The sequence below is a fragment of the Cyanobium sp. LEGE 06143 genome (assembly GCF_015207535.1).
In the GTDB taxonomy this organism is placed as follows: Bacteria; Cyanobacteriota; Cyanobacteriia; order PCC-6307; family Cyanobiaceae; genus NIES-981.
In genome coordinates, this window is the sequence record NZ_JADEWP010000076.1 from 1 (window position 1) to 10,962 (window position 10,962).

At 68.5% G+C, this 10,962-nt stretch carries 12 protein-coding genes and 4 pseudogenes; 7 read left to right on the plus strand and 9 right to left on the minus strand.

Translation table 11 applies throughout. The features are described from left to right. Positions 1–299 (minus strand): annotated as a pseudogene (locus IQ216_RS07005) (phospho-N-acetylmuramoyl-pentapeptide-transferase); the annotation flags it as partial. A 43-nt stretch (positions 300–342) separates the two neighbouring features. Continuing rightward, the gene (locus IQ216_RS07010) at positions 343–618 is read right to left on the minus strand and encodes a DUF3134 domain-containing protein (RefSeq protein ID WP_186697832.1); all 276 of its coding nucleotides are present in this window, start codon (positions 616–618) and stop codon (positions 343–345) included. A gap of 89 nt (positions 619–707) precedes the next feature. Here IQ216_RS07010 and IQ216_RS07015 point away from each other — a divergent pair, with 89 nt between their 5' ends. Next, positions 708–968 carry a hypothetical protein gene (locus IQ216_RS07015; protein WP_186697830.1) on the plus strand — a complete coding sequence of 87 codons (261 nt, stop codon included), beginning with the start codon at positions 708–710 and terminating at the stop codon, positions 966–968. An 18-nt stretch (positions 969–986) separates the two neighbouring features. Further along, positions 987–2,198 (plus strand): argininosuccinate synthase, encoded by a 1,212-nt coding sequence (locus IQ216_RS07020; RefSeq protein WP_193814913.1) that lies wholly within the window; start codon positions 987–989, stop codon positions 2,196–2,198. A gap of 22 nt (positions 2,199–2,220) precedes the next feature. On the opposite strand, the gene IQ216_RS07025 is transcribed toward IQ216_RS07020, so the two are convergent. The 4 genes from IQ216_RS07025 to IQ216_RS07040 all read right to left on the minus strand — a co-directional run bounded on the left by IQ216_RS07025 (position 2,221) and on the right by IQ216_RS07040 (position 4,516). Then, the gene (locus IQ216_RS07025; protein ID WP_193814914.1) at positions 2,221–2,535 is read right to left on the minus strand and encodes a hypothetical protein; all 315 of its coding nucleotides are present in this window, start codon (positions 2,533–2,535) and stop codon (positions 2,221–2,223) included. 127 nt (positions 2,536–2,662) lie between these two features. After that, entirely contained in the window at positions 2,663–3,022 is a 360-nt protein-coding gene (gene rpsF, locus IQ216_RS07030) for a 30S ribosomal protein S6 (protein ID WP_186697823.1), read from the minus strand. A 110-nt stretch (positions 3,023–3,132) separates the two neighbouring features. Beyond that, the gene (locus IQ216_RS07035; protein WP_186697821.1) at positions 3,133–3,600 is read right to left on the minus strand and encodes a Tic20 family protein; all 468 of its coding nucleotides are present in this window, start codon (positions 3,598–3,600) and stop codon (positions 3,133–3,135) included. Positions 3,601–3,628: 28 nt separating this feature from the next. Then, positions 3,629–4,516 carry a shikimate dehydrogenase gene (locus tag IQ216_RS07040; protein WP_193814915.1) on the minus strand — a complete coding sequence of 296 codons (888 nt, stop codon included), beginning with the start codon at positions 4,514–4,516 and terminating at the stop codon, positions 3,629–3,631. A gap of 129 nt (positions 4,517–4,645) precedes the next feature. Between IQ216_RS07040 and dnaK the strand changes: the two genes are divergently transcribed. Further along, positions 4,646–6,565, plus strand: a complete 1,920-nt coding sequence (dnaK, locus tag IQ216_RS07045) for a molecular chaperone DnaK (RefSeq protein ID WP_193814916.1) — start codon at positions 4,646–4,648, stop codon at positions 6,563–6,565. Between the two features lie 160 nt (positions 6,566–6,725). Here dnaK and IQ216_RS14705 read toward each other — a convergent pair. The 3 genes and pseudogenes from IQ216_RS14705 to IQ216_RS07055 form a co-directional block, all read right to left on the minus strand. Next, positions 6,726–6,971 (minus strand): annotated as a pseudogene (locus tag IQ216_RS14705) (phosphate ABC transporter substrate-binding protein PstS); the annotation flags it as partial. A gap of 152 nt (positions 6,972–7,123) precedes the next feature. Beyond that, positions 7,124–7,736: pseudogene (locus tag IQ216_RS14710) on the minus strand (phosphate ABC transporter substrate-binding protein PstS); the annotation flags it as partial. A gap of 88 nt (positions 7,737–7,824) precedes the next feature. Continuing rightward, positions 7,825–8,811, minus strand: a complete 987-nt coding sequence (locus IQ216_RS07055; protein WP_193814917.1) for an FAD-binding oxidoreductase — start codon at positions 8,809–8,811, stop codon at positions 7,825–7,827. 153 nt (positions 8,812–8,964) lie between these two features. Between IQ216_RS07055 and rpmJ the strand changes: the two are divergent. The 4 genes and pseudogenes from rpmJ to IQ216_RS07075 all read left to right on the plus strand — a co-directional run. Beyond that, positions 8,965–9,024: pseudogene (rpmJ, locus tag IQ216_RS14215) on the plus strand (50S ribosomal protein L36); the annotation flags it as partial. Between the two features lie 125 nt (positions 9,025–9,149). Next, the gene (gene rpsM, locus IQ216_RS07065; protein ID WP_186697298.1) at positions 9,150–9,515 is read left to right on the plus strand and encodes a 30S ribosomal protein S13; all 366 of its coding nucleotides are present in this window, start codon (positions 9,150–9,152) and stop codon (positions 9,513–9,515) included. Between the two features lie 193 nt (positions 9,516–9,708). Next, on the plus strand, positions 9,709–10,101 hold the full coding sequence (gene rpsK / locus IQ216_RS07070; protein ID WP_186697299.1) for a 30S ribosomal protein S11: 393 nt from the start codon (positions 9,709–9,711) through the stop codon (positions 10,099–10,101). A 58-nt stretch (positions 10,102–10,159) separates the two neighbouring features. Continuing rightward, positions 10,160–10,962: DNA-directed RNA polymerase subunit alpha (locus IQ216_RS07075; RefSeq protein WP_193814918.1), on the plus strand; the 803-nt coding region annotated here is incomplete at its 3' end.

Genomic DNA, 10,962 nt, shown 5'->3' on the forward strand with positions numbered 1-10,962 from the left:
CCCACGATCACCCCCACCGGCACCACCAGCAGGCCCCCCATGGTGGGGGTGCCGGCCTTGGTCAGGTGGGCCTGGGGGCCGTCCTCCCGGATCACCTGCCCCATCTTGAGGCGCTTCAGCCTGGGCACCCCCCATGCCGTGACGAGCGCCGCGACCAGGGCCGCCAGCAGCAGCGGAGCCGTGAGCATCGAGTTGGCGATGAAGCGATCGCTCGCCAGGCAGGCAGCCAGCAACAGCAGGCCGAGCAGCACAGCCGCCCGCTGGCTGCTGCCGGAGCGGGGAGGAGCGGTAGGGGTCACTGTCACCGGCAATGGTCGCCCCAGTGTCCCTGACGACCTGACGTCAGTCTTCCCAGGCTTCGTCCTGCTGCTCGTCGGCCTGGTTGTACTCCTCCTTCTCGCCCATCAGAGCCGAGAGCTCCTCTTCCTCCACGGTGCTCACATCGGTGGAGGCGGTTTCCTCGTCCGCCACCAGGCGGCCACTGGATTCCAGCCAGCTGAGCAGATCGGGCTCATCGCGCAGGGGCAGCACCGGCGCCAACTCCTGGCGGCCGTAGCGGGTGAGCGAGGGGTTGATGCTGTCGAGACGGCTGAGGCTGGAAGGGGAGAGCGTGCTCATGCAATCAGGCGTCCGGAGGATGGCGGCGGCCCTGGAGCTGCCGCAGGCCAATCCATTACCTTAACCGCTGGGCTTGCCAGCAACACTCCATGCCAGTCCCGGCCCCTGTTGCCCCCGGCCCGTTCCGCTCGGTGCTGCGCCTGTGGGCCCTCGCCCTGGCCGTGAGCGCGGGCCTGAGTGCTGCCGGCGAGCGCTGGCCCCGTCCCCTGCCGGTGGATCCCGCCCTGGTCACCCTGCTGCTGCTGGGTCTGCCCCTGCTGGTGGGGCTCTGGCTGCTGCTGCGCTGGCGACTCCCCGCTGAGCCTGCACTGGGCACCCAGGCAGACCACGGTGGAGAATCGGGCGACTGAGCACATGGAGCGCTGTTGATGGGCCGGGCCAAGAAGGCTGTACTGGCGTATTCCGGCGGGGTGGACACCAGCGTCTGCATCCCCTACCTGATCAAGGAGTGGGGCGTGGAGGAGGTGATCACCTTCGCTGCCGATCTGGGCCAGGGTGATGAGCTGGAGCCGATCCGCCGCAAGGCCCTCGCTGCCGGCGCGGCCCAGTCGCTGGTGGGCGATCTGATTGAGCCCTTCATCCGCGAGTTCGCCTTTCCAGCGATTCGGGCCAATGCCCTCTACGAAGGCCGCTACCCGCTGTCCACGGCGTTGGCACGGCCGCTGATCGCCCGCCGGCTGGTGGAGATCGCCCGGGAGCTGGGCGCTGACGCGGTGGCCCACGGCTGCACCGGCAAGGGCAACGATCAGGTGCGCTTCGATGTGGCCATCGGTGCCCTGGCCCCCGACCTCAAGGTGCTCACCCCGGCGCGGGAGTGGGGCATGAGCCGCGAGCAGACCATTGCCTACGGCGAGCGCTGTGGCATCCCCTCGCCGGTGAGCAAGGGCTCCCCCTACTCGATCGACCTCAACCTGCTGGGTCGCTCGATCGAGGCGGGCCCCCTCGAGGATCCGGCCGTGGAGCCCCCCGAGGAGGTGTTCGCCATGACCCGCTCGGTGCAGGACGCCCCGGCGGAACCCCAGACGATCACGGTGCACTTCGAGCACGGTGACGCCGTGGCGATCGACGGCGAACGGCTCGACCCGGTGAGCCTGATCCGCCGCGCCAATGCCCTGGCCGGCCTGCATGGCTTCGGGCGGCTGGACATCATGGAGAACCGGGTGGTGGGCATCAAGAGCCGCGAGATCTACGAAACCCCTGGATTGCTGCTGCTGATCCGCGCCCACCAGGAGCTCGAGAGCCTCACTCTGGCGGCCGACGTGCTGCGCACCAAGCGTCAGCTGGAGCAGCAGTGGGCCGATCTGGTGTATCAGGGCCTCTGGTTCGGCCCGCTCAAGGACGCCCTCGATGGCTTCTTCGAGCGCACGCAGCGGGGGGTGAACGGCTCCGTGCGGGTGAGGCTGCACAAGGGCAATGCGATCGTCGTGGGGCGCAGCAGCGCCAACGACAGCCTCTACGTGCCGGACATGGCCACCTATGGCGCCGACGACCTGTTCGATCACCGGGCTGCCGAGGGGTTCATCTACGTGTGGGGTCTGCCCACCAGGCTCTGGGCCGCCCGTCACAGGACGACCCCCTGACGAGCGCCGACCTGGCTGCAGGTCAGCGGCCCCAGGGCTCAGGGGGGGCAGGGCCCAGCCCGAGGGCGTGGCGCAGAGCCCCGCCGAGACCCTCTCGGGCCGGCGGCGCGGCCTCCAGCGGGGCCAGAGCCGGGGCTTCGGCATCGGGGGCAGGTGCCTGCAGCAGCTGCTGCCGCAGCAGCGTGTTCTCAGCCAGCAACCGTTCGCGGTGACCCAGCATCGGCTTCAGCCGCTGTTCAAAGCGCTGCTCGAAGATTTCCGGCAGGCTCTCAAGCAGGCCTCGATGGGCGTCCAGCTGCTCCCGGATGGCATCGAGCTGCTGCTGCAAAGAGCTCAACCTCTGGTTGAGATGGTCAGCCTGGGCAGCTTTGTTGTGAGGCTGGGGGGATTTTCCTTGACCCATTGTCGCGATCCGTGGGTGCGCTGTTCAGCGCACCCGGGCTGAGGAGACGGTGGGAACTGGCTCAGGCCGAGACCGGCTGAGGGGAGCCCTCGCTGGCGGCACCTGGCGCGACCCGGGGAGCCGGCATGGGGCCGTCCTGCTTGACGGTGAGGTAGCGGATCACATCTTCTGAGAGGCGCATGGCCCGCTCCAGCAGGGCAACCTGCTGGCCGTCACCGTTGTGGTTCAGCTGGACGTAGACCCCTTCGCGGTGCTTGTTGATCGTGTAGGCCAGGCGGCGCTTGCCACGCATCTGGCAGTCGAGCACCTCAGCGCCGGCCTCCACGACCAGATCGCGGTATTTGGTGATGTGGCTCTCCACCTCTTCCTCCGGGATGTCCGGACGAAGGATGTACATCGTTTCGTAATAAGGCTGCGTCATGGGGTCGCCGTGTCGGGAAAGCCGCGCGGGGCAGGAGGAGGGCGGTGGCCGATGGCGAGAGGCCATCAGCGACGGACTGCTCACCCTATCAGCGCAGCCGCAGGGCGCACTCAGTAGAGCTGCATGCGCACGGCGGCGGAGACGGCGGGCAGGTCGGCCTCCTCACCCCGCAGGCTCTGCACGATCCCGAAGGCCACCAGCACCAGGGCCCCCAGGAACACCGTGTTGCTGAGGGTGCGCAGGGCGAAGCCAGCCCCCAGGGGCGCCAGCAGGATGCTGAACACCAGCGACACCAGCACCAGCACGATGTCGATCAGAATGGCCTGCAGCACGCTGAAGCGGATCAGGTAGGGCACGCGCTGGTTGCGCACCACCGCCAGGAACAGCACCAGGAACACCAGGAAGCCGCCGAAGGGCACCGCCTGCTGCAGCAGGGCCACCGGCAGGGCCGGCGCAGCGAGCCACTGCAGCAGCGGAAACATGGCGAACAGGCTGCGCCCGAATGGCAAGGCATCTGCCCAGGGCAGGAGATAGGCCAGGGCGGCCAGCAGTCGCTGCCACAGCGGGGCGCCTTGCATGGTGGAACGCACAACGGATCAGCGCAGGCTAGGGAGTGCCGGCCAGGGCGCGTTCCGCCGCGGCGCGCATCGCCTCCACCGGCACCGCCTCGCGGCCGCTCCACAGCCGCAGCGCCGCCGCCCCCTGCTGCACCAGCATCTCCAGCCCATCGATGCCATGGCAGCCGCGCTCGGCGGCGGCCCGCAGCAGGGCGCTGGGGCGGGGCGTGTAGATCAGGTCGTAGACCCAACAGCCGCTGCCCAGGCCAGCGAGGGCTGCGGCCTCCAGCGGGCAGGCCAGGGCGGCGGCTGGCTGGCCGGGCGAGGCCATGCCCACCGGCGTGGTGTTCACCACCAGCTGGCTGGCCGGCAGCAGGGCCGGCAGCTCCTCCCAGCTGCTCCCTCCGAGCTGGGGTGCCCAGCTGCGGCAGGCCTCCAGCAAGGCCTGCCGCCCCGCGGCACGGCGGCCCACCACCTGGATCGAGGCGCAGCCGAGCTCCACCAGGCCCGCCACCACGGCCCGGGCGCTGCCGCCGCAGCCCAGCACCAGCGCCCCGCTTCCCTGCCAGCTGCCGGCCTGCCGCAGCGGCGCCAGGAAGCCCTCCACATCGGTGTTGGTGCCCAGCCAGCCCCCCTGGCTGCGGCGCACCAGGGTGTTCACGGCCCCCACCCTGGCGGCCAGGGGGCTGAGTTCGGCGCAGAGCGGTGCCACGGCCTGCTTGTGGGGCAGGGTCACGTTGAGGCCGCGGCAGTCGAGGGCCTCCAGGGCGCCGACCACGGCGGCCAGGCTCTCGGCCGCGGTGGGCAGGGCCAGGTAGATCCAGTCGAGCCCCAGGGCGGCCAGGGCGGCGTTGTGCATCGCCGGCGAGAGCGAGTGCCGCACCGGATCGCCCAGCACCCCCACCAGGGCCGTGGACGCGGAGATCGGCGGGGCCATCACGGGCTCGGGCGGCAGGGGCGGCCCCAAAACCGTAAGCGCCTGTTCGGGAACCACACCTCGCCTGTCACCGTCCCCTCTGATGAGGATGCATGAACGCACAACGAACCACTGAGGAGGTGGACATTCATGGGAAAGGTTGTTGGTATTGACCTCGGCACCACAAACAGCTGCGTCGCCGTGATGGAGGGCGGCAAGCCCACGGTGATCGCCAATGCGGAGGGCTTCCGCACCACCCCTTCGGTGGTGGCGTACACCAAGAACCAGGACCAGCTGGTGGGGCAGATCGCCAAGCGCCAGGCGGTGATGAACCCTGAAAACACCTTCTATTCGGTGAAGCGCTTCATCGGCCGCCGGGTGGATGAGGTGAATGAAGAGTCGAAGGAAGTGAGCTATGGCGTGGAGAAGGCCGGCTCCAACGTGAAGGTGAAGTGCCCGGTGCTCAACAAGCAGTTCGCCCCGGAGGAGGTGAGCGCCCAGGTGCTGCGCAAGCTGGCAGAAGACGCCGGCAAGTACCTCGGTGAAACGGTCACCCAGGCGGTGATCACCGTGCCCGCCTACTTCAACGATTCCCAGCGCCAGGCCACCAAGGACGCCGGCAAGATCGCCGGCCTGGAAGTGCTGCGGATCATCAACGAGCCCACGGCSGCGGCGCTGGCCTACGGCCTCGACAAGAAGAGCAATGAGCGCATCCTGGTGTTCGACCTCGGTGGCGGCACCTTCGACGTGTCGGTGCTGGAGGTGGGTGATGGCGTGTTTGAGGTGCTCTCCACCAGCGGTGACACCCACCTGGGCGGCGATGACTTCGACAAGGTGATCGTCGATTACCTGGCTTCCAGCTTCAAGAGCAACGAAGGCATCGACCTGCGCCAGGACAAACAGGCGCTGCAGCGTCTGACCGAAGCGGCCGAGAAGGCCAAGATCGAGCTCTCCAGCGCCACCCAGAGCGAGATCAACCTGCCCTTCATTACGGCCACGCCGGAGGGCCCCAAGCACCTCGATCTCACCCTCACCCGGGCCAAGTTCGAGGAGCTGGCCTCCAAGCTGATCGACCGTTGCCGCGTGCCGGTGGAGCAGGCCCTCAAGGACGCCAAGCTCTCCAGCAGCGAGCTCGACGAGGTGGTGATGGTGGGGGGGTCCACCCGCATCCCCGCCGTGCTTGAGCTGGTCAAGCGCGTTACCGGCAAGGCCCCCAACCAGACGGTGAACCCGGATGAGGTGGTGGCCGTGGGTGCCGCGATCCAGGGCGGTGTGCTCGCCGGTGAGGTGAAGGACATCCTGCTGCTGGATGTCACCCCGCTCTCCCTCGGGGTGGAGACCCTCGGCGGGGTGATGACCAAGATGATCACCCGCAACACCACCGTTCCCACCAAGAAGTCGGAGGTGTACTCCACCGCGGTGGACGGCCAGACCAACGTGGAGATCCACGTGTTGCAGGGTGAGCGCGAGATGGCCAGTGACAACAAGTCGCTCGGCACCTTCCGTCTCGACGGCATCCCCCCCGCCCCCCGCGGCGTGCCCCAGATCGAAGTGACCTTCGATATCGACGCCAACGGCATCCTCAGCGTGACCGCCAAGGACAAGGGCAGCGGCAAGGAGCAGAGCATCTCGATCACCGGTGCCTCCACCCTCAGCGACAACGAGGTGGAGAAGATGGTGAAGGATGCGGAATCCAATGCCGCCGCCGACAAGGAGAAGCGCGAGCGCATCGACCTCAAGAACCAGGCCGAAACCCTGGTGTATCAGGCCGAGAAGCAGCTCGGCGAACTCGGCGACAAGGTGGGCGCCGAGGACAAGAGCAAGGTGGAGACCTCCTCCGCCAAGCTCAAGGAGGCCCTGGAGAAGGAAGACTTCGACACCATCAAGTCTGAACTTGAGGTGCTGCAGCAGGCGCTCTATGCGGCCGGTGCCGCTGTGTATCAGCAGGCCGCAGGAGCTGAGGCGGCTGCGGCTGGCGCCAATGGCAATGGCAATGGCACGTCCGCCGATGCCGCTGCCGGTGCCTCCAGCGACGACGTCATCGACGCCGAATTCACCGAGAGCAAGTGAGCTGGCCGGGGAGGTCCTCCCTCCCCGAGACTCCTCTCCCATCGCCCCATGAAAAAACTCCCCCATCTGGGGGAGTTTTTTGTGGGTGCAACTGTGAGTGAGAAGACCAGGGGTGAGCGAGAGGACCAGGCTCACCCGCCGGTTCACCTGGTCGAGGGGCTCACTCCGAGATCATGGCCACCGCCGCCTTGGCTTTCTCCACAACCGATGGAGGCAGGGTCACATAGCCCAGCTCCGGTGCCAGGGACTGGGCCGGTTCGGCGAGCATGGTGTTGAACACCTTCTGCAGCAGGGGGGTCTTGTCGCCGTTGCCGCTCTTGTAGGCCAGGATCCAGGTGAAGGTGACGATCGGGTAACCCATGGCAGGATTGGGGTTGCTGCCGGTGAGATCCTCACCCAGMTNGATCSAGKCSANNGGSCTKCGCKMYMGGKKGCWYWSSWSSSYRKSRCYRCYKCNGCYGGWSCSGYTKKSSAKCKNCWKCSSMSTGSMSGGSATCNNNGACSRRGKSSMCTTYCASGNAGYYKMTGSCCCMKKNCGNGCYRGSTGAKCKGSKNCCKCKACMYCCTCATTGCCCTTGGCGCCCACGCCGGTGGGCCAGTTCACGGCCTTGTCGGCGCCGGGGCCAGCCTTCCACTCCGGGCTCACGGCGGCCAGGTGGTTGGTGAAGTTGAACGTGGTGCCCGAGCCGTCGGAGCGGTGCACGATGGTGATCGTCTTGTCGTCGCAGCCCAGCTCGCTGTAGTTGGTGATCTTGCCCAGGAAGATGTCAGCCAGCTGCTGTTGGCTGAGCTTGAGCTCGCAGCCGGGGTTGTTGTAGGCCACGGCGATGGCTCCGGCCGTCATCGGGATCTGGAGCACGCCGCGCGGCATCTTGGCGATCTCCTCCTCGCCCATCGGCTTGTCGGAGGCGCCGAAATCCACGGTTTCAGCCAGGAACTGGCGTACCCCGGCCCCGGAACCCACGGACTGGTAGTTGACGTTGACGCCATCGGCGCTCATGTCCTTGAACCAGCGCTGGTAGATGGCCGAAGGGAAGGAGGCCCCGGCTCCGTTGAGCGTGCCGGTGATGCCGCCCCCGCCTCCGCCGGTGCCGCCGCAGGCAGCGACCGAGAGGGTGAGGCCCGAGAGGGCAAGAGCGGCGGTGGAGCGGCGCAACAGGCCGGGAAGCATCGTCATGACTGCGGTGGCGGTGAAGAGAGGGAACGACGTCACCGTTTTGACCGTACGCAAGTCTGGCCCCGCTGGGATTAACGCCTTCTTAAGGGCGAGGCGTCGTCTGCTCGATCTGCTCCAGCACCCAGGCGGCCGAGGCCGGGGCCAGCAGCACCCCGTTGCGGTAGTGGCCGCTCACCAGCCAGAGGCCCGGTTGCAGCTGCTCGTGCAGCGGGGCTGGCCGGCCCACGGGCCTGGCCCGCCAGCCCTGCCATGCCTCCACCACGCTGGCCTGCTCCAACCAGTCGAGGCCGGCGTCGCCCCAGTGGCGCAGCCGTGCCTGCTGGTCGGGATCGGCCCGGCTGCCTGCTTCCAGGGTGGCGCCCAGCCAGAAGGTCCCTTCAGCTCCCAGGTCGGGCCGGGGCACCAGGTTGAGGCCTCGCCACACGGCCACCCCGGGCCAGGTCCAGGGGCCTGGGGCGGAGCGCCGCAGGGCGAGGGCCTGGCCGAGCACCGGTTCCATCGCGAGGCTGGATCCCAGCGACTGCAGCAGAGCAGGGCTGGCCAGACCGGCGGCCAGCACCACGTGGGCCAGCCCAGCCACCACCTCGCCGCBCTCCAGCAGCAGCCGCCAGCGCCCCGGACCGTCGCGCTCAATGGCGCCCACCCTCTGACCCGCCGTGGTCAAGCCGCTGTCACGGCCGTCGGCCAGCAGGGCGGCCATGGCGGCAGGGGGATCGATCTGGCCATCCAAGGGCGAATGGAGTGCCCCGATCGCCCCAGGGGGCAGGGCCGGCTGCAGCGTGGACAGCCGCTCGCGATCCCACAGCTCCAGCGCCAGGCCCAGCTGCTGCCGCTCGGCCACCAGCGCCTGTTGCCGCTGCCATTCCTCAGGCTCGGCGGCCAGCCACAGCAGCCCATGGCGCCGGGGCACCGGCTGACCGCGCTCCGCCAGCTCCTGCAGCCAGCTGTGCCAGAGGGCCAGGCTCTGCTGACGCAGATTCCAGGCGCGGCCGCGGCTGCGGTGGAACATCTGCGCCATCAGCACCCCGAGGGCCGCGCCGCTGCCACTGCGCTGGCTGCCGCCGGCCAAGGCGTGCTTCTGGGTGAGGCCGGDCBCTGVBABVGACNGACGHTGCCGAHGACATNABGDNTGTHGVTCTGCAGHAGTCGGCGNAGCACAAVVCCAAHAAAVVTGCGHVCABCARTMARGNAAGNAWGWRMNGASANGWRCMGRGWRAKMMGCCGCCACGGCCGGGTGATGGTGATCTGCACCAACCCCAAGCACAAGCAGCGCCAGGGCTGATCCTGCCCTGGCAGGGCCTCAGCCGGGGCCACTGCACCACGCCCGCCCAACGGCGGGCAACCCCTGGGCCTTCCCGGGGCCACCTGCCTCTGGCGGGTTCCTCTGACCCTTGAATCGTTTCCCACGTGGCTCGGATTGCCGGCGTCGATATCCCTCGCGACAAGCGGGTTGAGATCGCTCTCACCTATGTGTATGGCATCGGGCTCACCCGTGCCCAGAAAATCCTCGCCAAGACCGGCGTGAGCCCGGATATCCGGGTCAAGGACCTCAGCGACGCCGATGTGCAGAAACTGCGCGGTGCCGCCGAGACCTTCACCCTCGAAGGCGACCTGCGCAGGCAGGAGGGCATGGCCCTCAAGCGCCTGCAGGACATCGGCTGCCTGCGGGGCCGCCGTCACCGCATGGGTCTGCCGGTGCGTGGACAGCGCACCCGCACCAATGCCCGCACCCGCCGGGGTGCCCGCAAGACCGTGGCCGGCAAGAAGAAGTAAGCCCATCCGCCCGGTTCGAGGCCCTGCCGCCTGAGCTGAGCACCCAGACCCTGCCGCCGAGCATCGTCGCGAGCCTGCTTCCGAGAGGCTCATGGCCTTCCCAGCATCCAGCCGGGCCGGCTTCACCGCTCAGGCGTCACCAGGGTCTGCCCCCGTTCCCCGATCACCTCCTGCTGCAGCAGGCCTCTCCACCATGGCAAAGCCAGCCAAGAAAACGGGCCCCAAGAAGGCCAAGCGCAACGTGCCCAACGGCGTTGCCCACATCCAGAGCACCTTCAACAACACCATCGTGTCGATCTCCGACACGGCCGGTGAGGTGATCTCCTGGAGCTCCGCCGGTGCCAGCGGCTTCAAGGGCGCCCGCAAAGGCACCCCCTTTGCCGCCCAGACCGCTGCCGAAGCCGCCGCTCGCCGCGCCCTGGAGCAGGGCATGCGCCAGATCGAGGTGCTGGTGCGCGGCCCGGGCTCCGGCCGCGAAACCGCCATCCGCGCCCTGCAGGTGGCTGGCCTGGAGATCACCCTGATCCGCGACGTGACCCCCCTTCCCCACAACGGCTGCCGGCGTGCCAAGCGCCGCCGCGTCTGATTCGTCGCCCCGTCCCTTCCCAGGGGCCCCTCCGCCCAACCTTCCGACTGTTCAGACCGTGCTGCACTACCAAATCGACCGGATCGAGCATCAGGTCTCCGACGACCGGGCTCAGACCGGCGTCTTCCTGATCGGCCCCCTGGACCGCGGCCAGGCCACCACCCTGGGCAACGCCCTGCGGCGGGTGCTGATTGCCGGCCTGGAGGGCAGCGCCATCACGGCGGTGCGCATCTCCGGCGTCAATCACGAGTACGCCACCGTGCCCGGCGTGCGTGAAGACGTGCTGGACATCCTGCTCAACTGCAAGCAGGTGGCGGTGAACAGCCGCAGCCGCGACCTGGAGATCGGCCGACTGGTGGTGAACGGTCCCAGCACCGTGACAGCAGCCGACCTGCAGTTCTCCTCTCAGGTGCAGGTGATCGATCCCGACCGCCTGATCGCCATCGTGGCCGACGGCTTCAGCCTCGAGATGGAGGTGCACGTGGAACGGGGTGTGGGCTACCGCCCCGTCGACCGCCATAACGAGGACACCAGCGCCATCGATCTGCTGCAGATCGATGCGGTGTTCAAGCCGGTCAACCGCGTCAACTACAGCGTCGATGAGACGGCGGTGGGTGAGGGAGGCTCGGCCCGCGAGCGGCTGCGGCTCGAAATCGAGACCGACGGCAGCGTCACTCCAGACGACGCCATGGCCCAGGCGGCCAATCAGCTGATCGCCCTGTTCCAGCCGCTGGCCACCCTGAGTGTGGTGGAGGAGCCCGGCCATGAACCCGAACCTTCCCCCGAAGCCCAGATTCCGCTCGAAGAGCTCAACCTCTCCGTGCGGGCCTACAACTGCCTCAAGCGGGCCCAGGTCAACTC

Coding starts and splice junctions, on each gene's coding strand:
- IQ216_RS07010 (WP_186697832.1), bottom strand. CDS start 618: ATGAGCACGCTCTCCCCTTCCAGCCTCAGCCGTCTCGACAGCATCAAC.
- IQ216_RS07015 (WP_186697830.1), top strand. CDS start 708: ATGCCAGTCCCGGCCCCTGTTGCCCCCGGCCCGTTCCGCTCGGTGCTG.
- IQ216_RS07020 (WP_193814913.1), top strand. CDS start 987: ATGGGCCGGGCCAAGAAGGCTGTACTGGCGTATTCCGGCGGGGTGGAC.
- rpsF (WP_186697823.1), bottom strand. CDS start 3,022: ATGACGCAGCCTTATTACGAAACGATGTACATCCTTCGTCCGGACATC.
- IQ216_RS07035 (WP_186697821.1), bottom strand. CDS start 3,600: ATGCAAGGCGCCCCGCTGTGGCAGCGACTGCTGGCCGCCCTGGCCTAT.
- IQ216_RS07040 (WP_193814915.1), bottom strand. CDS start 4,516: ATGGCCCCGCCGATCTCCGCGTCCACGGCCCTGGTGGGGGTGCTGGGC.
- rpsK (WP_186697299.1), top strand. CDS start 9,709: ATGGCAAAGCCAGCCAAGAAAACGGGCCCCAAGAAGGCCAAGCGCAAC.